The sequence below is a fragment of the Hungatella hathewayi WAL-18680 genome (genome assembly GCF_000235505.1).
GTDB lineage: Bacteria > Bacillota > Clostridia > Lachnospirales > Lachnospiraceae > Hungatella_A > Hungatella_A hathewayi_A.
Genome location: NZ_JH379027.1, coordinates 1,890,996 through 1,916,033, shown reverse-complemented (window position 1 = coordinate 1,916,033; position 25,038 = coordinate 1,890,996). Strand labels below are relative to the sequence as shown.

26 protein-coding genes, 1 pseudogene and 1 other annotated feature are annotated in these 25,038 nt (G+C 51.3%); of the genes and pseudogenes, 10 read left to right on the top strand and 17 right to left on the bottom strand.

Annotated features, from left to right (window positions below; genetic code table 11):
- Nucleotides 1-27: 27 nt before the first annotated feature.
- A pseudogene (gene aroA, locus HMPREF9473_RS08580) lies at nt 28-1,303 on the top strand (3-phosphoshikimate 1-carboxyvinyltransferase).
- A 102-nt stretch (nt 1,304-1,405) separates the two neighbouring features.
- Nucleotides 1,406-1,585, top strand: a complete 180-nt coding sequence (locus HMPREF9473_RS08570) for a (2Fe-2S)-binding protein (protein WP_006779688.1) — start codon at nt 1,406-1,408, stop codon at nt 1,583-1,585.
- A 70-nt stretch (nt 1,586-1,655) separates the two neighbouring features.
- On the opposite strand, the gene HMPREF9473_RS08565 is transcribed toward HMPREF9473_RS08570, so the two are convergent.
- Genes HMPREF9473_RS08565 through HMPREF9473_RS08550 form a run of 5 tightly spaced genes read right to left on the bottom strand, consistent with a single transcriptional unit; the run spans nt 1,656 to nt 4,101 of the window.
- On the bottom strand, nt 1,656-2,213 hold the full coding sequence (locus HMPREF9473_RS08565) for a hypothetical protein (protein ID WP_006779687.1): 558 nt from the start codon (nt 2,211-2,213) through the stop codon (nt 1,656-1,658).
- A 25-nt stretch (nt 2,214-2,238) separates the two neighbouring features.
- A complete protein-coding gene (locus HMPREF9473_RS08560) occupies nt 2,239-2,679 on the bottom strand; it encodes a DUF2871 domain-containing protein (protein ID WP_006779686.1) in 441 nt (146 codons plus the stop codon).
- Between the two features lie 31 nt (nt 2,680-2,710).
- Nucleotides 2,711-3,373: a hypothetical protein gene (locus tag HMPREF9473_RS08555; protein ID WP_006779685.1), complete on the bottom strand. Its 663-nt coding sequence runs from the start codon at nt 3,371-3,373 to the stop codon at nt 2,711-2,713.
- Nucleotides 3,374-3,398: 25 nt separating this feature from the next.
- Nucleotides 3,399-3,548, bottom strand: coding sequence for a hypothetical protein (locus tag HMPREF9473_RS27305; RefSeq protein ID WP_157140209.1), 150 nt, complete (start codon nt 3,546-3,548; stop codon nt 3,399-3,401).
- A complete protein-coding gene (locus HMPREF9473_RS08550) occupies nt 3,529-4,101 on the bottom strand; it encodes a TetR/AcrR family transcriptional regulator (RefSeq protein WP_006779684.1) in 573 nt (190 codons plus the stop codon). The genes HMPREF9473_RS27305 and HMPREF9473_RS08550 overlap by 20 nt, the downstream gene beginning before the upstream one ends.
- Before the next feature lie 167 nt (nt 4,102-4,268).
- On the opposite strand from HMPREF9473_RS08550, the gene HMPREF9473_RS08545 reads away from it, so the two are divergent.
- From HMPREF9473_RS08545 to HMPREF9473_RS08530, 4 genes are all read left to right on the top strand, one after another.
- Nucleotides 4,269-4,712: a hypothetical protein gene (locus HMPREF9473_RS08545; RefSeq protein ID WP_006779683.1), complete on the top strand. Its 444-nt coding sequence runs from the start codon at nt 4,269-4,271 to the stop codon at nt 4,710-4,712.
- Between the two features lie 55 nt (nt 4,713-4,767).
- Nucleotides 4,768-5,008: a binding site (T-box leader), on the top strand.
- A gap of 231 nt (nt 5,009-5,239) precedes the next feature.
- A complete protein-coding gene (locus HMPREF9473_RS08540) occupies nt 5,240-6,331 on the top strand; it encodes an ABC transporter substrate-binding protein (protein ID WP_006779682.1) in 1,092 nt (363 codons plus the stop codon).
- A gap of 30 nt (nt 6,332-6,361) precedes the next feature.
- On the top strand, nt 6,362-7,252 hold the full coding sequence (locus HMPREF9473_RS08535) for an ABC transporter permease (protein ID WP_006779681.1): 891 nt from the start codon (nt 6,362-6,364) through the stop codon (nt 7,250-7,252).
- Nucleotides 7,245-8,018: an ABC transporter ATP-binding protein gene (locus HMPREF9473_RS08530; RefSeq protein WP_006779680.1), complete on the top strand. Its 774-nt coding sequence runs from the start codon at nt 7,245-7,247 to the stop codon at nt 8,016-8,018. The genes HMPREF9473_RS08535 and HMPREF9473_RS08530 overlap by 8 nt, the downstream gene beginning before the upstream one ends.
- A gap of 61 nt (nt 8,019-8,079) precedes the next feature.
- On the opposite strand, the gene HMPREF9473_RS08525 is transcribed toward HMPREF9473_RS08530, so the two are convergent.
- From HMPREF9473_RS08525 to HMPREF9473_RS08510, 4 genes are all read right to left on the bottom strand, one after another.
- Nucleotides 8,080-9,216, bottom strand: coding sequence for a M56 family metallopeptidase (locus HMPREF9473_RS08525; protein ID WP_006779679.1), 1,137 nt, complete (start codon nt 9,214-9,216; stop codon nt 8,080-8,082).
- Nucleotides 9,213-9,572: a BlaI/MecI/CopY family transcriptional regulator gene (locus tag HMPREF9473_RS08520; protein WP_006779678.1), complete on the bottom strand. Its 360-nt coding sequence runs from the start codon at nt 9,570-9,572 to the stop codon at nt 9,213-9,215. The genes HMPREF9473_RS08525 and HMPREF9473_RS08520 overlap by 4 nt, the downstream gene beginning before the upstream one ends.
- Before the next feature lie 445 nt (nt 9,573-10,017).
- On the bottom strand, nt 10,018-10,671 hold the full coding sequence (locus HMPREF9473_RS08515) for a hypothetical protein (RefSeq protein ID WP_138670014.1): 654 nt from the start codon (nt 10,669-10,671) through the stop codon (nt 10,018-10,020).
- 107 nt (nt 10,672-10,778) lie between these two features.
- A complete protein-coding gene (locus HMPREF9473_RS08510) occupies nt 10,779-11,354 on the bottom strand; it encodes an RNA polymerase sigma factor (protein WP_006779675.1) in 576 nt (191 codons plus the stop codon).
- A gap of 314 nt (nt 11,355-11,668) precedes the next feature.
- On the opposite strand from HMPREF9473_RS08510, the gene HMPREF9473_RS08505 reads away from it, so the two are divergent.
- Entirely contained in the window at nt 11,669-12,310 is a 642-nt protein-coding gene (locus HMPREF9473_RS08505; protein WP_006779674.1) for an ATP-binding protein, read from the top strand.
- Nucleotides 12,311-12,456: 146 nt separating this feature from the next.
- Here the strand turns inward: HMPREF9473_RS08505 and HMPREF9473_RS08500 are convergent, their stop codons facing one another.
- The 5 genes from HMPREF9473_RS08500 to HMPREF9473_RS08475 form a co-directional block, all read right to left on the bottom strand.
- Entirely contained in the window at nt 12,457-13,482 is a 1,026-nt protein-coding gene (locus HMPREF9473_RS08500; RefSeq protein WP_006779673.1) for a sugar kinase, read from the bottom strand.
- 101 nt (nt 13,483-13,583) lie between these two features.
- Nucleotides 13,584-14,615 carry a sugar kinase gene (locus tag HMPREF9473_RS08495; protein ID WP_006779672.1) on the bottom strand — a complete coding sequence of 344 codons (1,032 nt, stop codon included), beginning with the start codon at nt 14,613-14,615 and terminating at the stop codon, nt 13,584-13,586.
- 125 nt (nt 14,616-14,740) lie between these two features.
- Complete coding sequence (locus tag HMPREF9473_RS08490; RefSeq protein WP_006779671.1) at nt 14,741-15,391, bottom strand: bifunctional 2-keto-4-hydroxyglutarate aldolase/2-keto-3-deoxy-6-phosphogluconate aldolase; 651 nt, start codon at nt 15,389-15,391, stop codon at nt 14,741-14,743.
- Between the two features lie 137 nt (nt 15,392-15,528).
- Nucleotides 15,529-16,311: an IclR family transcriptional regulator gene (locus HMPREF9473_RS08485; RefSeq protein WP_006779670.1), complete on the bottom strand. Its 783-nt coding sequence runs from the start codon at nt 16,309-16,311 to the stop codon at nt 15,529-15,531.
- A 423-nt stretch (nt 16,312-16,734) separates the two neighbouring features.
- Nucleotides 16,735-18,216 (bottom strand): UxaA family hydrolase, encoded by a 1,482-nt coding sequence (locus HMPREF9473_RS08475; protein WP_006779669.1) that lies wholly within the window; start codon nt 18,214-18,216, stop codon nt 16,735-16,737.
- 362 nt (nt 18,217-18,578) lie between these two features.
- On the opposite strand from HMPREF9473_RS08475, the gene HMPREF9473_RS08470 reads away from it, so the two are divergent.
- Entirely contained in the window at nt 18,579-19,583 is a 1,005-nt protein-coding gene (locus tag HMPREF9473_RS08470) for a LacI family DNA-binding transcriptional regulator (protein WP_006779668.1), read from the top strand.
- A gap of 21 nt (nt 19,584-19,604) precedes the next feature.
- The gene (uxaC, locus tag HMPREF9473_RS08465; RefSeq protein ID WP_006779667.1) at nt 19,605-21,011 is read left to right on the top strand and encodes a glucuronate isomerase; all 1,407 of its coding nucleotides are present in this window, start codon (nt 19,605-19,607) and stop codon (nt 21,009-21,011) included.
- A gap of 121 nt (nt 21,012-21,132) precedes the next feature.
- On the opposite strand, the gene HMPREF9473_RS08460 is transcribed toward uxaC, so the two are convergent.
- The gene (locus tag HMPREF9473_RS08460) at nt 21,133-21,825 is read right to left on the bottom strand and encodes a DUF5680 domain-containing protein (RefSeq protein WP_242830790.1); all 693 of its coding nucleotides are present in this window, start codon (nt 21,823-21,825) and stop codon (nt 21,133-21,135) included.
- Nucleotides 21,826-22,122: 297 nt separating this feature from the next.
- Here HMPREF9473_RS08460 and HMPREF9473_RS08455 point away from each other — a divergent pair, with 297 nt between their 5' ends.
- On the top strand, nt 22,123-23,145 hold the full coding sequence (locus HMPREF9473_RS08455) for a PTS transporter subunit IIC (protein WP_006779665.1): 1,023 nt from the start codon (nt 22,123-22,125) through the stop codon (nt 23,143-23,145).
- Between the two features lie 115 nt (nt 23,146-23,260).
- Here HMPREF9473_RS08455 and HMPREF9473_RS08450 read toward each other — a convergent pair whose 3' ends face one another.
- Both HMPREF9473_RS08450 and HMPREF9473_RS08445 read right to left on the bottom strand, forming a co-directional pair.
- The gene (locus tag HMPREF9473_RS08450) at nt 23,261-24,181 is read right to left on the bottom strand and encodes an aldo/keto reductase (protein ID WP_006779664.1); all 921 of its coding nucleotides are present in this window, start codon (nt 24,179-24,181) and stop codon (nt 23,261-23,263) included.
- Between the two features lie 266 nt (nt 24,182-24,447).
- Nucleotides 24,448-25,038: transposase (locus HMPREF9473_RS08445; RefSeq protein WP_006779663.1), on the bottom strand; the 591-nt coding region annotated here is incomplete at its 5' end.

The following is a 25,038-nucleotide window of genomic DNA, read 5'->3' as shown; positions in this document are numbered from 1 at the left end:
TAAACCGTCGGCAGATAGGAGTTTGTTATGAAATTCACAAGAGCATCCCGGCTCAGGGGCGAAGTCACGATACCGGGGGACAAATCGGTCTCCCACCGCAGCGTGATGTTCGGCTCCATCGCCAAGGGGACAACGGAAATACATAATTACCTTCAGGGAGCGGACTGTCTCTCCACCATCGCCTGTTTCCGGAAGATGGGGGTGGAGATTGAGAACCGGGGGGACGTGGTACTGGTACACGGCAACGGTATGAACGGCCTGAAAGAGCCGGACGGAATTCTGGACTGCGGCAACAGCGGGACTACTACCCGGCTTATCTCCGGTATTTTGGCGCCCCAGAATTTTGACGTGGTGCTGACCGGCGACGAATCCATCCAGAAGCGGCCTATGAAACGGATTATGGAGCCGCTGGCCATGATGGGGGCCGATATTCAGAGCATCAACAATAACGGCTGCGCGCCTTTAAAGATTAACGGACGGCCGTTGAGCGGTATCCACTACACCTCCGCCATCCCATCGGCCCAGGTGAAATCCGCCATTCTGCTGGCGGGACTGTACGCCGACGGGGAGACATCGGTGACGGAGCCCTATGTTTCCCGCAACCACACAGAGCTGATGCTGCGGTATTTTGGCGCCAGCGTGGAGACGAAGGACACCACCGCTGTCATAAGGCCCGCCGCGGAACTTCACGGCAATGTGGTGGAGGTTCCGGGGGATATCTCCTCCGCGGCCTACTTTATCGCGGCCGGACTGATGGTGCCAGACTCCGAGATTTTAATCAAAAAATGTGGGCGTCAATCCCACCCGCGACGGCATTCTCCGCGTCTGCCAGGACATGGGCGCCGATATCACCTTCCTAAATCAATCCACCGCCTCTGTGGAGCCTACCGCGGATTTGCTGGTCCGCCACGGCGCTCTCCACGGAACGGAAATCGGCGGTGCCGTCATTCCCACCCTGATTGACGAGCTGCCCATGATTGCCGCCATGGCCTGTCTGGCTGAGGGCGACACCGTCATCCGGGATGCGGCGGAGTTGAAGGTGAAAGAATCCAACCGCCTGGAAGTGATGGTCAACTGTCTGACAGCTATGGGCGCCGATGTGGAGGAACGGCCGGACGGCATGGTAATCCACGGCGGCAAACCGCTTCACGGAGCCGTCATCGACAGCCGGCTGGACCACCGCATCGCCATGACCTTCGCCATCGCCGGCCTCTGCGCCGACGGGGAGACCGAGATCCTGGGCGCGGACTGCGTCAACATTTCCTATCCGGGATTTTATGAGGATTTGAAGAAACTGATTTAGGCAAACTGTATTGATAATAAAAATTCCATTCCGGAATAATTTTGCCATTTCTATACATACTAGTCTATACCAAAACTCAAATCCCTATCAGGAGGTGTTTTAATGGAACCAGATGATATTGTATGTACTTGTAATGACGTTACGAAGGCTATGATAACCGATGCGGTTCGTAACGGTGCAAAAACGCTGGAAGAGGTACAGGAAGCTACCGGCGCCGGAGAAGTATGCGGCGCCTGTCTCGATGATATTCAGGCGATTATTGATGAAGTCATTTCCGAATAATTCCGGAATGACAATGGAAAAACAGCGGCTTTGAGAGATCAGGGCCGCTGTTTTTTGGTGTTCAATGATATTATATGCTCTTTTGATAGGCCATCCGCTCGGTGCCGTCTTCCATATGAACAATGCCGCAGTAGGTAAACCCATTTTTCGCAAGCATATTCTGCATCACGTGATTGTCCCGGTGGGTGTCGATTTTTAGATTCCCACACTGCGCAAGCGCCCAGGTCAGGCAGAAGGAGGCGGTGCCTCTGGTCTTTCCGTCTGAGGTGATGCGGTGCACCACACCGTAGGGAGCGTCATTTAACCACTGGCCGCCCTCGATACTCTGATAGCAGGGGTCGGGCGCTGTGCTGAAGAAGAAGGTGGCTGCTATCCGGCCGCCATTTTCCCCGCCAGCGCTGTTCTCGCTGACGTCACTGTTCTCGCTATCCTCACTGCCCTCGCTATCCTCATCGTCCACGCAGACGTAGCTGCAGCCGCTTCTGATATCCGCCTCCACAAGCTCCCGTTCCGGGTAGGTACTTCCCCACTGGGCCTCATTGCCGTGCTCTGCCATAAACTTTCGTGCATTTTCATACAATTTCAAAAGTATCTCAAGTTCCGACATTTCCGTCTTCCTGATTCTCATGCCATGATTCCTCCGGTCTGCTTCCTCACTTCTGGTTTCGCACCGCCGCCTTCAGCATGGTGAAATAGAGAATGATTCCAATGCCGGTGCAGATATGGCCGATTCCGGCAATGCCGGAGATGGAGGCATCCAGCGCTCTTGAAAGCTCCGCGCCCTGCACCTGGGTGATACCGCGCCAGATCAGCATAATCACCGTTATGGCCACGCCAATGTTGTAAATAAGGTAGAACAGGTGAAAGCGCTTCTGTCCCGCCACGTCAACCTGGAACTGGAACAGGGCTGCCACCAGGAAAAAGATCATTCCCAGCAAAAATAAATGGGTATGTACCACGCTCAGGGTCGTCTTTCCCACAAACCCGTTGAATTTTGTAAATTCCCGGTAGAACACGCCTCCCGCCATGGCAAGCAGGGCGTACACCCAGGCGGTGTTAATCAGTTTCATTCTGTTTTTGTTCGCTTCTTTCATCTTGTTGTCCTCCTGACTTTCTGGTTACCTGTTATCTGTTCTTCTTCCAATCATGATATCCCATCCATACCATCCACACATAGGCGCAGGTCTTGGGTATCATCAGCGTGCCTACCAGAGGGTAGGCGTCCGCCCACAGCACCACCGGGATGTAGAAACCGAAGCTGAGGGTGATGGCCAGCCACATATAGCGGAAAGCCGCGTCTTTCGTCTCCTTCGCCTTCTGGTAAAACAGCACGATCATCAACAATCCCAGGAATGCAAAGGGAATATTCCGGTAAATGCCCCAGGACAGCGGTGCATTGGCGCTCAGCCAGTCATTGCCCGGCATGAAGCAGAGGGCGATTCTGACGATGGCCAGGGCGTAAACCGCCGTGGTCAGTTCTTTCCTGTCCGTCACCTCATACCTCTGCCGCCAGATGTGATATAGAATCACATAAAATACGGTCATGGTCACTGACGTCACGAATTTACCAAATCCCAGGGACGCCGCGTGGTTGGCCAGCCCGTCGGTACACAGGGCATAGGCTCTCGGCACCAGGTGGAAGGCATCGCCGCATCCCAGTGTCACCGCCATGATTCCAAATAACTTCACCTGCTTCTTCTCTCCTGCTCCCATCACCATCCGGATGCCCAGGGTGATGACCGTACACAGGTATACCACATCAAAAATTGTTTCCATAATTGCCTGCATGATTAATCCTCCATATTTTAATATTTCATTGAACGTTCCGCGCTATGTAGCTGCCTCTCCCCAGCCAGATGCAGGGCCGATACTTGGCATCCACTACCGGGCTGTTTCCGATGCAGCCGCCTCTTCCATACCAGATGAATGGGTAGGCCGCAGCGTCAGCCGCTCGTTGCGCCATACAACAGTCTCTCCAGCACCCGCAGCAGATACCGGCAGTCCTCCCGGCCCTCGCTCAGCGCCAGCACGATGTTGGAAAATGTGAAATCCACCAGCATTTCCGGCGTAAATTCTTCCGTCCACACCTTCGTGTCAACCCGTCCGTCTTTCTCCAAAATCCGCAATACACCGGCCTTCATATGCTGGATGTACTTCTGCTCAATCACGCGGCTCTTCTCCCGCTCCGCCTTCTCCATGGCGGGCAGATCCTCCAGAAATTCCCGCTCAAACACCGCCAGGTTCACGGAAAATCTCCGATATATCTCCTCCACACTTCCCAGGAAATCCCCACTCTCCGTGTCGAAATGACTCCCATGGAACACATTTCTCCAGAAGTCCTCCATAATCTCCGCCACCAAATCCGCCTTCGACGGATAGTAGTTGTACACCGTCCCAATCGCCACCCCGGATTCCGAGGCCAGGCGGCGGATACTCACCTTTGAGATGCCTTCCCGGTAGGAAATATCTCTGGCAATTTCCAGCAGGGCTTCTTTTGAAGTCGCTGATTTATTCATGTTACCACCTCCAATATGAACAGTGTTCATTATAATACACTGTGGAGCGGTTGTCAAGTGATAATAGGAATCTTTATTATATCTTAACACTTTCCTCTTTCCCAACCGGTTTGGATATAGTATACTGGGAGCAGATATTCAAACCAGAATAAAAGGAGCGGTCGAGTATGGAAAAACAGTCACAGAAGTTGCGGGAAACCATGTCGGAGGAGGATTTTACCATTCTGATGAAGCAGATTGAGTCCTCCAACGCGGGACAGGAAAAATACGCGCGAAAACAGTACATCATGTCACAGATTACGGCGGCGGCCAGCATTGTGATTCTTGGAATTGTCCTCTATGTGGCAGTCACTCTCCTGCCTAAAGCCAATGCCACCTTTGACAATTTAGAGCTGGTGATGGGCAATCTCCAGGTGATTACCTCGGAGCTGGCGGACACGGATATCGACGGGATGATCAACAATGTCAACCGCCTGGTCACCTCCAGCCAGCAGGATGTGGAGGACGCGCTTTCAAAAGTAAATGCCATCGATTTTGACTCCCTGAACAAGGCCATCAAGGACCTGTCGGACGTGATAGCGCCGCTGGCAAAATTTGTGAATCTATTTTAATTCAATATTTTTAGTTGACAAACGAATGAAAAAGTATTAAGATACACAGTAATAAAATAAACCGTTGAAAAAGAGGAGTAAGCTTCTTGACAATATTCCAGAGAGTCGCAGGTGGTGGGATTGCGATATAACGTTATTAGCTGAATGGACTTTTGAGGGCAGTCTTGAACGCATTATCAAGTAGGGACTGACGGAAACCGCAACCGTTATTCATGCGGCATATATGTTAGTATATGAAAAAGTGGACTTAGGTCAATTTGAGTGGTACCGCGGATTTTGTTTAATTCGTCTCAAGCATGGGGAACTGTGCTTGGGACTTTTTTGATTCATAGAAAACCATCTATGAATCAAAACGCTCCGCGAGGATGCGCACTCCGCGCCAATGTAGTATGGCCGCCAAGGCGACCGCGCTCCGGCGCAGGAGTCTGCCAAGGCAGACTCTATCTTCACATCCTGCTCCCCAATCATCCACAAAACGGTATTTTATTAAACTCATTAATAAAATTCAAAAACGGAGGAAAGAAATTATGAAAAAATCTATGAAAGCTCTTATGATCACTGCAATGGCGGCCGCTACAGTTCTGGCTGGCTGCTCATCGAAACCGGCGGAGACACAGGCTCCTGCTGCTGAGACTACTGCAGAGGGCACCACAGCCGGCGATACGGCCGCAGACACCACCGCCGCCGATACGGCTGCTGACGGCGCATCCTACACTGTTGGCATCGGCCAGTTTGCCGCACACGGCTCCCTTGACAACTGCCGGGAGGGCTTCATCCAGGGACTGGCGGACGCAGGGATTGTGGAAGGCCAGAACTTAACCATCCTTTATGAAAATGCACAGGCCGACGGAGGTACCGCCAGCCAGATCAATACCAACTTTGCCGCCAAGAACGTGGATTTAATCTGCGGCATCGCAACTCCAATGGCGCAGAGCGCATACGGCGTTGCCAAGAAGGCCAACATCCCGGTGATCTACACCGCCGTGACCGACCCGGTTGCTGCCGAGCTGGCAGGTGCGGACGGTACTCCGGTTGGCGAAATCACAGGAACCAGCGATACCCTTCCGGTGAAACAGCAGCTGGAAATGATTCGCGCCATGCTTCCGGACGCCAAAACCATCGGTATCATGTACACCACCAGCGAGGTGAACTCCATTTCCACCATCGCCCAGTATAAGGAAGCGGCTCCGGAATACGGATTTGAGATTGTGGAGACCGGCATTTCCGCTACGGCCGATGTTCCGCTGGCGGCTGACAGCCTGCTGGGAAAAGTGGACTGTGTCACCAACTTAACTGACAACACCGTGGTTGCTTCCCTTCCGGTGATCCTGGATAAGGCAGCGAAGAAGAACATTCCGGTCTTCGGAAGTGAGATTGAGCAGGTGAAAATCGGCTGTCTGGCTGCCATGGGTCTTGACTATGTACAGCTTGGCAAACAGACCGGCGCCATGGCTGCCAAAGTGTTGAAGGGCGAGGCGAAGGCCAGCGAGATGAACTACGAAGTGATTGCGGAAGCGGCATTCTACGGCAATGAAAAAGTGGCGGAGAACTTAGGGCTGACCATTCCGGAGGACCTGGCTGATACCGCAGCAGAGATATTTACAGAAATTACACAGTAATCAGAAACATAGAACCTTTGGAGGAATATCATGACAACCATACTTATCGGCATCTTAGAAGAGGGCCTGGTCTACGCCATTATGGCGCTGGGCGTTTACATCACCTATAAAATCCTGGATTTCCCGGATCTGTCGGTGGACGGGACATTTCCCATGGGAGCGGCGCTCACCGCTTCCGCTATCATCGCGGGGGTGAACCCGGTGCTTACCCTGATTCTGGCTTTCGCGGCCGGGGCGCTGGCGGGCTGTGTCACCGGACTGATTCATGTGAAGTTCAAGGTGCGGGATTTGCTGTCAGGTATCATTGTCATGACGGCCCTCTACTCCATCAACCTGCGGATTGCAGGCGGGCGGGCCAATGTGCCGCTGTTCTCCCAGGAGACGATTTTTGAAAATGCCTTTCTGGAGAAACTGGTGCCAGAGGCGCTGGCTCCTTATACGGTGCTGGTGATCCTGCTGGTGATTGTAATTATCTGCAAGATCCTGCTTGATTTGTATTTGAAGACCCGTTCGGGGTATCTGCTGCGGGCGGTGGGCGACAATGACGTGCTGGTCACCTCTCTCGCCAAGGATAAGGGTATGGTAAAGATTGTGGGGCTGGCCATTGCCAACGGCTTTGCGGCCCTGGCAGGAGCGGTTTACTGCCAGCAGAAGGGATTTTTTGAAATCTCGGTGGGGACCGGAACCATTGTCATCGGCCTGGCCAATGTGATTATCGGGACCCAGCTGTTTAAGAGGATTGGGTTTGTGAAATCCACCACGGCGGTGATTATCGGCTCCATTGTATACAAAGCCTGCGTCTCCTTTGCCATCTCCTGCGGCATGGAGGCCAATGATTTGAAACTGGTCACGGCTGTTCTGTTCCTGATTATTCTGGTGCTCAGCAATGACAGACGAAAGAAGGTGAAGGCACATGCTTAAACTGAATTCCATCAATAAATACTACAACGCAGGGACGGTCAATGAGATGTGCCTGTTTGATGATTTCAATCTGACCATCGAGGACCAGGAGTTTGTGTCCGTGGTGGGAAGCAACGGCTCCGGTAAGACCTCCATGCTGAATTTAATCTGTGGGAGTATTCCGCTGGATAACGGAAGTATTTTCATCAATGAGGAAAATATCACCAACATGCCGGAATACCGGCGCCAGCGGCGCATCGGCAGGGTATACCAGAACCCGGCCATGGGGACCTGTCCCAACATGACGATTCTGGAAAATATGTCCCTGGCGGACAACAAGGGGAAACCTTTTAATCTGCGGCTGGGGACCAACAAACAGCGGATTGACTACTACCGGGAGAGTTTAAAAACCCTGGGACTGGGGCTGGAGGACAAACTTCACGTCAAGGTAGGCGTCCTCTCCGGCGGCCAGCGCCAGGCTATGGCCCTCTTAATGTCCACCATGACTCCCATCGAGTTTCTGATTCTGGATGAGCACACCGCCGCCTTAGACCCGAAGACAGCGGAGATTATCATGGAGCTGACCGACAAGATTGTCCGGGAGAAAGCCCTCACCACCATCATGGTCACCCACAATCTGCGCTACGCCGTAGAATACGGCAACCGCCTCATCATGATGCACCAGGGGCATGCGATTATTGATAAGGCTGGGGAGGAAAAAGCGGCGATAGAGATTGATGATATCTTGGATAAGTTTAATGAGATTAGTATTGAGTGTGGGAATTAAAAACTGATGATACAGAAAAGCGAGAGGAACGAAATCCTCTCGCTTTTTTGCCCTATTAAGTTTACTCCTCCCGTTTTTGGAGAAAGCCGGAATATTCGGCCTGATAGAGTCTGGTATCGGGTAGGTATGTGGGATTCTTAATCAGGTATAGCGTGCCGGACCACCAGGAGTCTTCCTCATATTCTTCATAGTCCATCTCTTCGGGAACTTCCTCTTCTGTCTGGAAATTTTTTGTGACGTTTTTCATCCTGAAATCAGAACTGCTGCTGCCCGATTTTCCGGCAAGGAAAACGCTGGTGGGGCCGTCTGCACCGCCTATGATGGAGATGGCGGTTTTTCGGACGGTGGGGTTCGTCATCAGAGTCACTACGGCGACGGCCAGCACGGTGCCGGACAAGATGCGGGCCCAGGCGGCGGGGCGTTTGTATTTGAGGATATTTCCTATCCGGCTCTTGGTGCTGCTTTCGCCAAATGCCGGGGGGAGAAGCAGACCGCTGTGGCGCTCTGACAGATGAAGAAGGGTTCTTGAGTAGTCTCCCTTCTGCTCCTGCCCCAGTTCCTTCACCACCTGCTCGTCACAGGCCATCTCCATGTCCTTGCACATCAGGAAAAATGCGGCCCATACCAGTGGGTTGAACCAGTGAAACATCAGCGCCAGGACCCAGACCAGCTTGACAAGGTAATCCCGGCGGCGGATATGAATCCGCTCGTGGGCAAGAATATACATCCTGTCCTCCGCATCAATGGCCTGCTCCAGATAGATGCGGGGTTTCACAAGACCCATGACAAAGGCACCTTTGATATTATCCGTCTCATAGACACCCTCCTCCAGCCGGACGGCTGTTGCAAGGTTTCTTTGCAGGCGAATCCAGGATACCGCCTGAAACAGAAAGAACAGAAGCATTCCGCCTCCCCAAACCACCGCCCACCAGGTCCGGGATGTCTGAAGCGGAGAAAAAGCAGTACCCGGCAGATTGGGCATGCCTATGGCAACGTCCTGTACCACTGCCGGGAGAAGGCTCACGGGGGCGCTTATGGCTGCCGGACACAGGAGCCGAAACAACACAATACCCCAGAGCAGATAGGCGTACAGCTTGGGCAGCCGCTTCATCGCCAGGCGCAGCAGCAGAACCGCCAGAATGACCCAGGAGGCCATCAGACTCATGGATAATATCTTCATTGACAGCTGTTCCATCATTTCACCGCCCTCTCTATCATTTCCCGAATCTCATCGGCCTCTTCTTTCGTCAGGGTTCTGTCCTTCAAAAAGGAGGTGAGGAAGGCCGGGAGGGAACCTCCAAAGTTCTTCTCCACCACCCGCTCACTCTCATATTTCTGCACCTGCTGCCGCTCCACCAGAGCCGTCACCGTCGCCTGCTCATTGGCGGCAAAACCGCGCTCCACCAGCTTCTTCAGCACGGTGTAACAGGTGGATTTCTTCCACCCCAGTTCCTCCAGCGCCAGACGGCAGAGCTTCGTAGAATTCACCGGTTCATTCTCCCATATCAGGTTCATGAAGCGGTACTCGCCTTCATACAATTTCCATTCCTCCATATCACGGTCTCCTTTCCCGTTGCTGCTTGTTTTTGTTTTATCGTCTTCCAGCCGTCATGCTATGACAGCAAAATAGGTCTACTGTAATAGTCCTCCTTACTTGGAGTCTATCACAATAGACCTATTCTCGTCAAGTGTTTTTTACAAACCAGCTCCACCGCGCGAAACAGATACGCTCATCAAGTATGAATGGATTCCTCTTCCAGCCAGTCCTTGATGACACGAACCGAAACATCGGATACCTCCGCGATGTCTTCCAGCGGCATGTGTTTTTTGTACATCTTCAGAACCATTTGTTTTGTCACTTCTTTTGCCGTACTCTCAACCAATTCCGCTCCCAGCGTGCACATCTTTTTCCTTACGCAGCTTTTTCACAGCAAACAGACCATCCGGCAAAACTCCGGATGGTCTGCACATACAAACAAGATAATACAAATACTGCCAGCTACTCCGCGTCCACAATCTCCTTCGCCATCTGAACCAAATCCTCCGCGCTCAGTCCGTCATCGCTGAAGGCGGCCAGGAGGTAGCTAAGACCGTTATCCCAGCTGACGCAGTAGTATGCGGTTTCCTCCACTTGATCACTGCCGTAGGAGACGTACAGCTGGCCGGCGTCCATGGCGGCCTGCTCTTCTGGAGTTACCTTGTAGTTTACCGGGACGAATTTGTAGTTGTCTTTTGTAACGGTTAAGTTGACACCGTTGTAGGCGATGGTCTGGGTCTCGGCGTGCCCCGCGCTGCTCTCATCCTGGCCTAAGGGGTTCAGGGACATATTGGCTCTCTGGCTGCCCTTTTTGTATCTTAGGATTACATTTGGGAAGGTTCCCACAACCTGGTTATTCTCATCCCACTCTTCCACAGTTTCCAAAAAACCTCTGTCAAATGTCAGGCCGTTACTGAACGTCTCTACCGCCTGGATTTCTGCGCCCATGTAGTCTTCCGCTTTTTTCATATCCGCAAAGGTTGATATGTCGGGGTTATTGGGACTGCTTCCCGATACCCAGGCAACGGCTTTGCCTCCTGCCACTGCCACGATAGACATCAACACACACATAACGGCTGCCGCCAATACCACTTTTCTCTTCGATATATGTCTCATCCTTGATTCCTCCTTGATCTTATTATTTCTGACACTCTGTTTTATCTTTCTTTGCCGTTCAGGGGACATGGATATCCGGCTTGCCTGCTGTTCCAGAGTTTCTTCTATCATAGTATCCAGCTTTCTGTCTTCCAAACTTTTGTTCCCTCCTCCTTTAATGATTGTTCCAGATTCTTTCTGGCCGTGTGCAGCCTGGATTTCACGGTTCCCTCCAGGCACCCCAGAATGCGGCTGATTTCTTTGGTGGACAGCTGGTTGTAATAATAGAGAATGACCACCGTCCGCTGTTTTAATTCCAGCCTGTTAATTGCCGCCATCACCGCCGTTCTCTCCTCTTCCCGGAGGATGGACTCCAGCGGAGCATTGCCGCTGTCGGAATCCCCCTCCTCAAAGAAGGTTTCCACCGGCTCCTCCCGCCTCTGCTTTTTTGCATACCGCCATGCCGTTCTTGTGAGTATCTGATACAGCCATGACGGGAATCTGGAGCAGTCTTTCAGCTCTCTGCAGCTGCAATAGCATTTTACAAAAGTCTCCTGAACAATATCTTCACTGTCTGCATAGTTTCCGGAAATCAAATATGCCATGCGAAAAAGCCGGTTGTGATACCGCTCAAATATTTCGTCAAAGGCATCCGCATCCTTCTGCTGCATCCGCCTGACCAACATCACCTCATTCTCATTCACGTCATATTCTCCTTTCCTGTTTCGGTGCACCTGTATATAAGAGTCACCATCCTGGAAAATGGTTCATTTTTTTCAAATATTTTTCTATTTTTATTGTTTCACAATTTAGGCGGATGGTCAAGCGCCACGGACACAATCCATCCGCCGCTTTCTTTTTCCTTGATATTAGAAAATATTCCCTGATAAAATGTACATAACGTTGCAAATACAGCATACATATCATTCACTTTCTTTTATACTGGATATAGAAAACTTGCCGGGCACCTATGTTCCGACAGATACAGACACAAACGGATTCAGGGAGGAGTAACTATATGAAGAGAAAAATTATTACTATCCATAAAGAGAAATGCAACGGCTGCGGTATCTGCGCCTCCGCCTGCCACGAGGGGGCCATTGGAATCGTGGACGGAAAGGCGGAGCTTCTCAGTGACCACTACTGCGATGGTCTTGGAGACTGTCTTCCCTCTTGCCCGACGGGGGCCATCACCTTTGAGGAGCGGGAGGCGGATGCCTATGATGAGGAGGCCGTGAAAAACCGTCTGAGGGAGATGGGCATCGAGGAGCCGGATAAGGGACCGGAGAGCCAGCTTAAACAGTGGCCGGTGCAGATCAAATTGCTTCCCGTGACGGCGCCCTATTATAAAAACTGCAATCTTTTGATTGCGGCGGACTGCACCGCATTTACCTACGGGAATTTCCACAATCATTTTATGAAAAACCACGTGACCGTGATTGGATGTCCCAAGCTGGACAATGAGGACTACTCCGGGAAACTGGCGGAGATTATCGAAAAGAATGAAATTAAGACGGTCACCATTCTGCGCATGGAGGTTCCCTGCTGCCGGGGCATGGAGATGGCGGCAAGAAAGGCCATGGAGATGAGCGGCAAGAATCTTCCGTGGAGAGTTGTGGTTGTTTCTACCGAGGGGAAACTGCTGCTGGATTCCCACTAAAACTGGGGGTATCTGAAATCCATATTAATGCTTTTATTGACCAAAAAACAGACAGGCAGAAATTCTTATACTGAATTTCCGCCTGTCTGTTTCTCTATTCAGAATTCTTTTTTATCCAAACAGTATCTTTTCACCCATCCATTTTTCTACCGGCTCATCTCACTCTGCGGTCCCTTCTGATTGTGCTCCTTGATGATGGTATTAATCTCCTCCAAATCAGAGGTCGGTAAATCGCCCGGTATGGTGTTCTTCACGGCGCTGGCCGCATTTCCATACTGGACTGCCTTCATGCAGTCGCCGCCGCTGCTCAACAGCCCGTACAGTGCGCCGGCAATGTAGGCGTCGCCGCTGCCGATTCTGTCAATCACCTCGATATTGCGGTAGGGCTCCTCCTCGTAGTACTCGTCCCTGGCCGCGTCGTAGACGATGGAGCCGAAGGTGTGGGACTTGGGGCTGTGAACCACACGCTGGGTGGACGCCAGCACGGAGATGGGGTATTCCTCCGTAAAACTCTTCATCATTTCCTTCACGGTTCCCGTCTTGTGGAAGGTCAGTCTGGCCGTATCCTCGGAGCAGAAGAAAATGTCGACGAAGGGCAGAATCTCCCGAATACACGCCTCCGCCTCGTCCCCTGTCCACAGGTTACCGCGGAAGTTGACATCAAAGGAGATAATCGTCCCCGACGCCTTGAACCGCTTCATCATATCGATGGCTGTCTTTCTGGTCTCCGGGCACAGGGCCAGGGTGATTCCCGTGGTGTGGAAGCAGGTCGTGGCCTTGTACATTTCCTCCGGGAATTCCTGCTCGGAAATGCTGTAAAAGGAGCTGTTCTTCCTGTCGTAAATCACTTTCGGTTTTCTGGGATAGGCGCCGTACTCGTAGTAATACAGCCCCAGTCTGGCGTTCTGGCTGTTGTCGTACACAAAGTAATCATCACTGATGCCGTAGGAGCGAATCTTGTTCTTGATAAAGTTGCCCATGTCGTTGGCCGGCAGCTTGGTGATGACACCGGTGTGAAGCCCCAGCAGGGAAGCGCCCACCGCCACATTCATCTCCGCGCCGCCTACCTGCTTCTGGAAGGTATCGCCCCGCACCAGACGCTCGTTGGCCGACGGGGATAAACGCAGCAGCAATTCACCTAAGGAAAGCAAATCAAATGGTCTGTTATTCATACTTTTTCTCCTCCACTTTCTCACCCAAAAAGCCACTCTCCATAAGCTCCTAAAAGGAGTTCAGGAGAATGGCTTTCACAATCATTCTATACGCTGATTTCTTATCTCTGAACGCGTCCTGAACCGTCGCCGCCTGCCAGGCTGTCTACATCGGCACGAGTCACAAGGTTGAAGTCGCCAGGGATGGTATGCTTTAATGCGGAAGCTGCCACTGCGAATTCCAGAGCCGCCTTCATGTCTTTTCCATCCACCAGTCCGCAAACCAGTCCGGCTGCGAAGGAATCACCGCCGCCTACACGGTCAACGATTGGGGTGATGGAGTATTTTCTGCTGTGGTAGAACTCACGGGTCTTGCCATCCATGATGCAGGCGGACCATCCGTTGTTGGAAGCGGAAAAGCTTTCACGCAGAGAGCTGATGATGTATTTGAAACCGAACTTGTCTGCCATCTGGTTGAAAATGTCCACGTATCCGGCCAGTTCCAGCTCACCGGAGGTTACATCGGTGTTGCCCGGCTTGAAGCCAAGAACCTTCTCCGCATCCTCCTCGTTGCCGATACATACGTCAACATACTGCATTAAGTTGGTCATCACCTTCTGTGCCTTCTCGGAGGACCACAGTTTCTTACGGAAGTTCAAGTCTACGGATACGGTTACGCCGTGAGCCTTTGCCGCCTTGCAGGCCGCCTCGGTCAGCTCTGCCGCCGCATCGGATACCGCCGGTGTGATTCCTGTGAAATGGAACCAGTCCGCATCCTTAAAAATCTCATCAAAGTCAAAATCTGCCGCTACGGCTGTGGAGATAGAAGAATGTGCTCTGTCGTAAACCACGTTGGAAGCTCTCATGGCAGAACCGGTCTCTAAGTAGTAGATACCCAGTCTCTCACCCTTTCTGGAAATGAACTTGGTTCCCACGTTGTATTTGCGAAGAGCTGCCACTGCGCACTCGCCAATCGGGTTGGCCGGTACTGCAGTTACAAACTGGGTGTCATGGCCGTAATTTGCCAGAGATACGGCTACGTTTGCCTCGCCGCCGCCGTAGTTGATGTCGAACTCGTCAGCCTGAATGAATTTCTCGTTGTTTGGTGTGGACAATCTTAACATGATTTCGCCCATGGTTACAATCTTTGCCATAGTGATGTATTCTCCTTATTATATATGATGATATTATCTTCCCTCGGCGCCAGACGGCGCCGGGAAACATTCTGAATCCGCAATTGATACTTCTGCCGTACTTCTGTTCTGCTTTTGCTTCTAAATTACTTTCTTGCAGCCGCAACTGCCTCAACAAACTCTTTAGCCTTCGCGGTAACTGCTGCGAAGTCGCCGGTCTTGGCGCCCTTGGTTAAGCTGCTACCGGTTCCAACTGCATATGCGCCAGCCTTAATCCATTTGTCCACATTGTCAACGTCAACGCCGCCGCTTGGCATGAACTCGCCCTGTGGCAGAGGACCTTTGAAGGAGCTGATAGCTGCCGGTCCCACGATGTTGCCTGGGAAAATCTTGATGATGTCACAGCCGGCTTCCAGCGCCGTGATGGCCTCGGTTGGTGTCATAACGCCTGGCAGCATCGGAACTCTGTAACGGTTGCACAGCTTGATGGTCTCTACGTTCAAGCCTGGGCTTACCACGTAGTTTGCACCGGCCAGGATAACGGCTCTTGCTGTCTCCGGGTCCAGAACGGTTCCGGCGCCGATTACCACTTTGCTGTTATCTTTATATTTCTGAGCCATTAACTGAATGAACTCAACCGGGTTTCCCTCGTCCATGGTCATGGTAATCTCGATGAAGTTGATGCCGCCGGCAATGATGGCGTCAACTACCTTCTCGCCCTGCTCCAGATTCTTGGCGCGGACAACAGCTACGAGACAGTCTTCTTTCATTCTTGCTAATACCTGTTCTTTTTTCATGATTCTTTCTCTCCTTTTGATATTCGTATATGCGAATGCATTTCACAAATACGATTCTTATAATGAAATATTAATAGTTTCCTGTGGATTTGTCAACTGGTTTCGCCTGTATTTTTCCTGAAACATAACGCTTTTTCTCATCCGGCCGGATTTGTTGACGTTTTGGGCGGCAAATAGCCCAATATTTTGGATACCTGGGCCGCTTTTTCCCTGACCAGCATACCTAATGCCTCGTAATCCTCGGTGGGCTTATAGAGACTGGACACACTGATGGCGCCCAGCACACTGCCATCGGGGCCGAATACCGGGGCGCCGGCGCACTCCATGTGGTCCTCCACTTCCCTGGCGTCCAGGGCATAGCCCTTGGCCTGCACCTTTTCAAGTTCCTGCTCCAATGCCTCTCTGGATAGTATGGTCTGTTCGGTCTTCTTTCTATACTTAATGCGGTTCATCACCTGCTGTTTTGTCTCCTCATCGCTGAAGGCCAGAATCGCCTTGCCGAGGGAAGTGCAGTACATGGGATTCTTGGTGCCTACCGTGGCCGTGGTGATGATGGGATTCTCCGGCTCCGCCTTGCAAATGTAGACCACCTCGTGGTCGGACCGGACACCGAAGAACACGGTCTTTCCCACCTCCCTGGCAAATGCTTTCAGCTCCGGCTCGATGATGCCGATGAAATCCAGGTTGTTGGTATAGTTGATGCCGATGCGGTAGGCGGTGAGTCCGATGGTATACCGCTGCTTCTGCCCCCGTGCCACATTCACCATGCCCATCTCCGCCAGAGTGGTGACGATATCGTAGCCGCTGGTCTTTGGCAGCTGTAACTTATCACAGATTTCATCCAGGGTAATGCCGTCCGGATTTTTTGACACCAGTTTGAGAATTTCCACCGTCCGCTGGGTGGTGCGGTTTAATTTCATCTATTTCAGCCTCCTGCGTGTTTGGTCTTTCAGAACCGCGGCCGGGTGATAGCTGACAGCGCTCATCCGGGCGGCAGTTCTTGTTATGCTGATTCCAGTATAACTCTTTAGGAAGGCTTTTTGCAAGTAAAATTCGCAAATACGATATGAATTCGGAAATGCGGGTAAAAGTGAGGGTATGTTCGGAATTTTTCGCATCACCGACAGTCCCTGCATCTCCCGATCTTTCCTGTGTCTCCGGCTTCTATCCCTACCCCCGCAAAAAGCCGGCACATCACGTACCGGCTCCGCCACCGCAGACAGGCTGCATGTCATTTCTCATTTCCTAATTAAAAGTCACCACATCAGGCCACCCACACTCACAGTCTCCTTCTTTCCCGCCTGCCAGCCAGTGCGTCCGACCGGTGCGTCCCACCTGCCCTTTTACAGCGTCACGCCCTGCTTAAAGATAGCCATATCATGGAACCCGGCCTCCTCGGCCTTCACCTTTCTGCCGGAAGCTACCTCAATCACATAGTCAAACAGCTCCTGGGCCAGCTCCTCCTTGGACTTGTCTTCCACCATTCTGCCCGCATTAAAGTCAATCCAGTTGTTCTTCTTCCCAGCCAGAGCCGAGTTGCTGGATATCTTCACCGTCGGCACCGGAGAAGCAAAGGGCGTTCCACGTCCCGTGGTAAACAGCACGATATGGGCCCCGGACACCGCCAGCGCCGTGGCTGCCACCAAATCATTTCCCGGCGCGGAAAGCAGATTCAGCCCCTTCGTCTTCACCGGCTCCCCGTAGGAAATCACGCCCTTCACCAGCGCGCTGCCCGACTTCTGGGTGCAGCCAAGGGACTTATCCTCAAGGGTCGATATCCCGCCCTTCTTATTTCCCGGAGAAGGATTCTCATAAATCGTCTGGTTGTGGCTGGTAAAATAATTCTTAAAATCATTAATCAGATTCACCGTCTTCTCAAACAGCTCCGGCGTCTCGCACCGGTTCATCAGCAGGGTCTCCGCCCCAAACATCTCCGGCACCTCCGTGAGAATGGTCGTCCCGCCCTTCGATATAAGAATATCCGAAAATGCTCCCACCACTGGATTCGCCGTAATCCCCGACAGCCCGTCGGAGCCACCGCATTTCATCCCGATAATCAGCTCGCTGGCATCAATCTTCTCCCGTGAAAATGCTCCCGCATACACTGCCAGTTCTTCCAGCATCTCCATGGCTGTCTCCATCTCGTCTTCCACGTCCTGGCACTGTAAAAACTTCACTCTCTGCTCATCATAATCACCGATATATTCCTTCAGCACCGGAATATTGCTGTTCTCGCACCCCAGTCCCAGCACCAGCACGCCTCCGGCATTGGGATGATTAATCATATCCGCCAGCACAGTCCTGGTATGCTCCTGGTCGTCCCCCATCTGGGAGCAGCCGTAGGGGTGGGGAAATGCAACCACATCCTCAATGCTTCCCGTCACCAGCTTCTTCGACGCCTTCTCAAGCGCCTGTGCAATGGAATTTACACAGCCCACCGTGGGGATAATCCATATTTCATTGCGGACGCCCACCTTGCCGTCGGCCCGGCGGAAGCCCTCAAAATACGCATGCTCCGTCTCCTCCAGCCCGCTGCCAGCCGGCTGGTACTCGTACTCCAGCAAATCCCCCAGCGCCGTCTTCACGTTGTGCACATGAATCCACTGGCCGACTCCAATCTCCTCCTTGGCATAGCCGATGCGGAACCCGTATTTCACGACTTCCTCCCCACTCTTTATGGGTTTGATAGCCATCTTGTGGCCCTGGGGGATGTCCTCTGCGGCTGTCACGGCATTTCCGCCGATATCCAGGGTCTCCCCCTTGTTGATGGGCCGCAAAGCTACCGCAACGTTATCCGCCTGATTGATTCTGATGATATCCTGCATGACATATTCTCCTTCTCCTGTATCATTGATGGGTTTTGACTGATGATTCTGCCTGTTACCTGCTCTCCTGCCTCTGTTTGATGTCAAATTGTAAGCACTTACATTTATTTTACAAAATCCGAACGACAAAGTCAATATCCAATCCACATTCCGGAAGAAATAATGTACAAATCTGCTGCTATTCACAGGCCATCCTGCAAACAGTGGCATAAATCTTCCTGATAATGTCAGATATTTACCCTTGTGCTTTTGTGCATATCCTATTATAATTTGAGTTGCAATTTAAGAAATATAAAGGTATAATATGTTTATATTGTAAGTACTTACAGAACAAGATGAACCGACTACGACGAGGTAACAATATGAACATTTATGACGTGTCCGAAAAAGCAAAGGTTTCCATCGCCACCGTATCCAGAGTTCTCAACGGGAATCCCAACGTCAGCGAGAAGACCCGTAACCGGGTGCTGGACGTGATGAAGGAGCTGGGTTACACCCCCAACGTGTTTGCCAGAGGGCTGGGGCTGGGGACCATGAAGACCATCGGTATCATGTGCTCCGACTCCTCCGACCCGTACCTGGCAAGCGCCATCTACTACTTAGAGCGGGAACTGCGGGCCAACGGCTACGATTCCATTCTCTGCTGTACGGGCAACTCCTTAGACACCAAGCAGAAATATTTTAATCTTCTGCTGTCCAAGCGGGTGGACGCCATTATCCTGGCCGGCTCCAAGTTTGTGGAGCTAAAGCCGAAGGACAATGCCTATATCCTGGAGGCCGCCAAAGACCTGCCCATCATGCTGGTCAACGGCTATCTGGACGGCCCCAACATTTACAGCACGGTCTGTGACGACCACGCGGCCATGTATCAGGCGGCGGAGAGTCTCATTGCCACCGGCCACGACAATATCCTGTATCTCTACACCAGCCACTCCTACAGCGGCCAGAACAAGATGCAGGGCTACAAGGACGCTCTGGCGGCCCACCACATTCCCGTGTCCGAGGAACTGATTCACCAGTGCTCCAAGGATGTGATGGCATCACGGGAACTGCTGTTGCAGCTGTGGGATTCGGGGCTGAGATTTAACGGGGTGATGACCTCCGACGATTCCCTGGCCGTGGGCGCGGTGAAATTCGCCAATCAGAAGGGCATCCGCATTCCGGATGAATGCTCCATTATCGGGTATAATAACTCGATTCTCTCCCTCTGCACGGACCCGGAGCTGACCTCCATCGACACGAAGGTGGAGTCCTTGTGCACCACCACCATCAACACCTTAATGGGAGTGTTTGGCGGCGGCAATGTCCCCAGCAGGACCACCATTGCAGCCGATTTTATAAAAAGGCAAACCACTAAAAATGAATAATTTAAAGGAGGAACATTTCAAATGAAACAGTTTATGGACAAAGATTTCTTACTTTCCACCGAGTCCGCACGGATGCTCTACCACGATTTCGCGGAGAAAATGCCGGTTCTGGACTACCACTGCCACATCAATCCCCAGGAGATTGCCGAGGACCGCAAGTTCGACAACATTACCCAGGTATGGCTGGGCGGCGACCATTACAAATGGCGTCAGATGCGCTCCAACGGTGTGGAGGAGAAATATATCACCGGCGACGCCTCCGACCGTGAGAAATTCCAGAAATGGGCGGAGACATTACCGAAATTAATCGGCAACCCGCTGTACCACTGGAGCCACTTAGAGTTACAGAAATATTTTGGCTACACCGGATATTTGAACGGCGACACTGCCGAGGAAGTATGGAACCTGTGCAATGCGAAACTGCAGGAAGATTCCATGAGTGTCCGCAACATTATCAGACAGTCCAACGTGACCTTAATCTGTACCACCGATGACCCGGTTGACAGCCTGGAATGGCACAAGAAGATTGCGGCCGACACCACCTTCGATGTTCAGGTGCTGCCTGCATGGAGACCGGACAAGGCTATGAACGTGGAGAAACCAACCTTTGCCGCCTACATGGCCCAGTTGTCAGAGGTCAGCGGCGTGAAAGTGACGGATTTCGCCTCCTTAAAGGAAGCGCTGAAGAACCGGATGGCATATTTTGCAGAGAACGGCTGCTGCGTCTCCGACCATGCGCTGGAGTATGTGATGTATGTTCCTGCCACGGACGCCGAGGTGGACGCGGTGATGGCAAAAGGACTGGCGGGACAGCCGGTTTCCAAGGAAGAGGAACTGCAGTACAAGACAGCATTCATGCTGTTTGTGGCGAGAGAATACAACAGGATGGGCTGGATTATGCAGCTTCATTATGGATGCAAGCGGGACAACAATGCCTTTATGTTCGAGAAGCTGGGCGCCGATACGGGCTTTGACTGTATCAACAACTACGCTCCGTCCGCACAGATGGCAGATTTCCTCAACGCGCTGAGCGCCGGCAACGAGATTCCAAAGACCATCATCTACTCCCTGAATCCAAACGACAATGCTTCCATCGGAACCATTATCGGCTGCTTCCAGGATACCGCGGCTGCCGGAAAGATTCAGCAGGGTTCCGCCTGGTGGTTCAATGACCACAAGGTGGGCATGACCGAGCAGATGACCTCTCTGGCGAACCTTGGCTGCCTTGGCAACTTTATCGGCATGCTGACAGACTCCAGAAGTTTCTTATCCTACACCAGACATGAGTATTTCAGAAGAATCATGTGCGAGCTGATTGGCGGCTGGGTGGAGAACGGCGAGTATCCGGCGGATATGAAGGCTCTGAAAGAGATTGTGGAAGGCATCTCCTACAACAATGCGGTAAAATATTTCGGATTTAACCTGTAATCAGGTAATGTGATCAGGCGCCTGCCGATTCGGTCTTGGAATCGGCGGGGCGCCTGTTTTTTGCTGCTTTCGTTGCGTTATATGCTCACCATCTCCCTGACAAAATACAAATTTGTAGATTCTAATTTGTTGTTCCACCATGAAAATAACACTCATAAACTTTCTCTGTATTACAATAGATTTCTTCATATCCTTGAAACCATGTAAAATCACCAACCACATTACATTTATATGTATATTCACCTGATTGGTAATACTCTGGTCCACGATATGGCATTTTCATATCTGCTTTTCTTAATGCTTCTTTTAAAAAATCTCCACTAAACTGCTGACCTAACACTTGTCCACAATAATTCATCGCATACTGCACATTACCTTCGTGCCATATTACCTCTTCACCAGCGAATTTCTCTCCGCCAACGTATGTATCATGATACAAATAAGGTGCATTAGTATAAGTAAAATCGTGGGAGTTCAATCTAGTCGGTGACGTTTCATTCATATATGCAGCATATGTATTCACATTTGCCTCTAATCGGAACAAAATCAGCCGTTCAATATCCTTATCCTGTGCATCTGTAATATTCAGACTACATTCCTGTTCTTTCACTAGATAGTCAACCGTTACATTAAAAAAATTACTGATACCTATAAGATTTGTTATGTCAGGATATGTATGTCCTGCCTCCCATTTTGCTACTGCTTGTCTTGATACGGATAGTTTTTCTGCAAGTTCTTCTTGAGTTAGTCCCCTATTTTTTCGTATTATTTGCAATTTTTCTGAAAACATCATTTTCACCTCCATATCAATCATATATTAGGGATCAATATTCCGCAATAAAATAGTCGTTGCTAAATTGCTACTATCACTATACAAATGCCAATTTATCAATCTCAATATAATTTTCTTTCATATCACTTGTAATTTTTTGATATTTTTTTAACAATCTATTGCAATTTTTCACATTTATGGTAGAATTACTCTCAACTGCTTTGACCTGGGAAGTCAAATGTGTGAATTTATCCCCACAACTTATGCCGTTTGGGCCGGATGTTCCGTATCATTCCGTATCCGATGTCCAAACAGGTACAACTAAAGGAGATTAATAACATGAACCAGACAGGTGTAAAAGCATTTTTAGCGCGTAAGAACGTATCTATCACAGTCAAAACGTATCTGATTGACGCCCTCGGCGCCATGGCATTCGGCTTGTTTGCCTCATTGCTCATCGGAACCATCTTTGCAACCCTTGGAGAGAAAACAAATATCGCTCTGTTTGTCACCATCGCGGACTACGCGAAGGGAGCCACCGGCGCGGCCCTCGGTGTCTCCATTGCCTATGCCCTGAAGGCCCCGCAGCTGGTGCTCTTCTCCGCCGCCACCGTCGGCATCGCCGGCAATGCGCTGGGCGGCCCGGTGGGCGCTCTGGTTGCCACCATCGTAGGTACGGAGCTTGGCAAGATTGTTTCAAAAGAAACCCGCGTCGACATTCTGGTCACCCCAGGCGTCACCATCATCTCCGGCGTGCTGGTAGCCCAGTTTGCAGGCCCAGGTGTCTCGGCCTTCATGACCGCCTTCGGAAACCTGGTGAAGAACGCCACGGAAATGCAGCCGTTCTTCATGGGAATTCTGGTGTCCGCTTTAATCGGTATCGCCCTGACGCTGCCCATCAGCAGCGCCGCCATCTGTATCATGCTGAGTCTTGACGGACTGGCCGGCGGCGCCGCCACAGCAGGCTGCTGCGCCCAGATGATTGGCTTCGCCGTCTTAAGTTTCCGGGAAAATGGCATCGGCGGCCTTCTAGCCCAGGGCCTCGGCACCTCCATGCTCCAGATGGGCAATATCGTGAAGAACCCAAGAATCTGGATTCCCCCAACCCTGGCCTCCATGATCACCGGCCCCATCGCCACCATGGTCTTCAAATTGCAGAATATCCCCGCCGGCTCCGGCATGGGCACCTGCGGCCTGGTGGGACCGATTGGCGTCTACACCGCTATGGGTGGTGGCACCAGTATGTGGATCGGGATTCTGCTGGTCTGCTTTGTACTGCCGGCCGTGCTGACCTACGGATTTGGAATCGTTCTTAGAAGAATGGGTTGGATTAAAGATGGTGATTTGAAATTAGACTTGTAAAATAACACATGACAACACAGAAATCCCCCGGACCGCCAGTTTCTACCGGCCGTCCGGGGGATTTCCCGTTTCACCCATGCCATGGGCAATTCTGAATGTGAGCAATCTGGCATCTCTACGGCAGCATATGCCCCGCCGCCAGGTAAATCCGATACCATTCCTCCCGGCTCAGCACAATCTCGCTGCTCTCGCAGATATCTCTCAACCGTCCCAGCTTCGTCGTCCCCGCAATCATCTGCATTTCCGCAGGATGACGCATAATCCAGGCCGTCGCTATGGCCGTGGCGGAAACGCCATACCCCTTCGCAATCTCATCAATCACCTGATTTAGTTCCGGATACTCCAGGCTTCCAAGGAACACACCCTCAAAGAATCCATACTGGAACGGCGACCACACCTGTATCGTGATATCGTGGAGCCGGCAGTAATCCAGCACGCTTCCGTCCCGGTTCACCGCCCCCTCCGTCTGCATATTCACTTCCAGACCGCTGCGAATCATATTGGAGTTGGTCACGGACAGCTGCAGCTGGTCCGCTGCCAGTTCCTGTTTCACATACCGCCGCAGCAGCTCCATCTGCATGGAATTCTGGTTCGACACCCCAAAATGCCGCACCTTCCCGCTCCGCTCCAGCTCGTCAAACGCCTCCGCCACTTCCTCCGGCTCAATCAGCGCGTCCGGGCGGTGCAGCAGCAGTACATCCAGATACTCCGTCCCCAGACGTTTCAGGCTCTTCTCCACCGATTCCAGAATATGCTCCTTCGAGCAGTCATACATTTTCCCGGGGATAATGCCGCACTTGGACTGGAGAATCACATCCTCCCGCTTCACGCCGGCCTCCGCCATCGCCTGTCCAAACAGCTCCTCGCAGGCTCCCCTGCCATAGATATCCGCATGGTCAAAGAAGTTCGCCCCCATCTCAAGCGCCCCGTCAATCCACTCCGCCACCTGGGCGCTCCCCATCTCGTTAATTCTCATACACCCCACAGCAATCGCCGGCACGGTAAGCCCGCTCCTGCCCAGTTTGATATGCTTCATCAATCACTCCTCCTTCTCTGTTTAAAAACCTTATCCATAAAGGATATCACATCTTCTCTCACATTTCCATAGCAGTGCTGCTGAATATGTTATGATGGTTATGATACAATACCAAAAAGGGGCTGTAAAAAAACTCCCTAATTAGGAATCGCCAGTTCCGGCAAATGCCGGTTCTGGTGATTCCTTGTTTTTATAGCTGCTTTTTGATGCTCACTTGTAAAAAATGGTTCACTTAATAAGCCTATGTGAGTAACTTTTCTTTGCTTTTAAGCGGCTGCTTCTTTTCGCTGCTTTTTATTATGATATTTATAGATGTTAAATCCACAAGAGATTAACGTAAGTTCAAGAATTACATTTTTCTCACCTCTTCGAAATAATCTTTTGTAAGACCTGTCCCATTTTAATACTCCGAATGTTCCTTCTGCCTGAATACTCCTATTCATTCGCAAAAGGGCTCCGTGGATGGACTCCAGGTTCGATAGTACTTCCTGATGTATGGCAGTTAATTCCTCATTCATGCGGATTGTCCGGTTGCCCGATGCCTTTGGACTGCATTCACTTTTATATTCGCAGCCCTCACAGGATTCGCATTCATAGAGTTCTTCCGTTCTCCCATACTGATTCTTATATACAGGACGCCTGCATTTGAAGCGGAATTTCCTTCCGCCCGGGCAGAGCAGGTTTCCGGATTCATCTCTTTGAAAGTTTACAGCACGATATGGATTTTCATGATATTTTTTATCTTTTGTCTCCTTTTGGAACATCGTAAATTTCATATATTTTTCCATCCCATGCTCTTCACAATAAAGATAGTTATTGTAGGAACCATACCCTGCATCGGCAACCGGATACTTTGG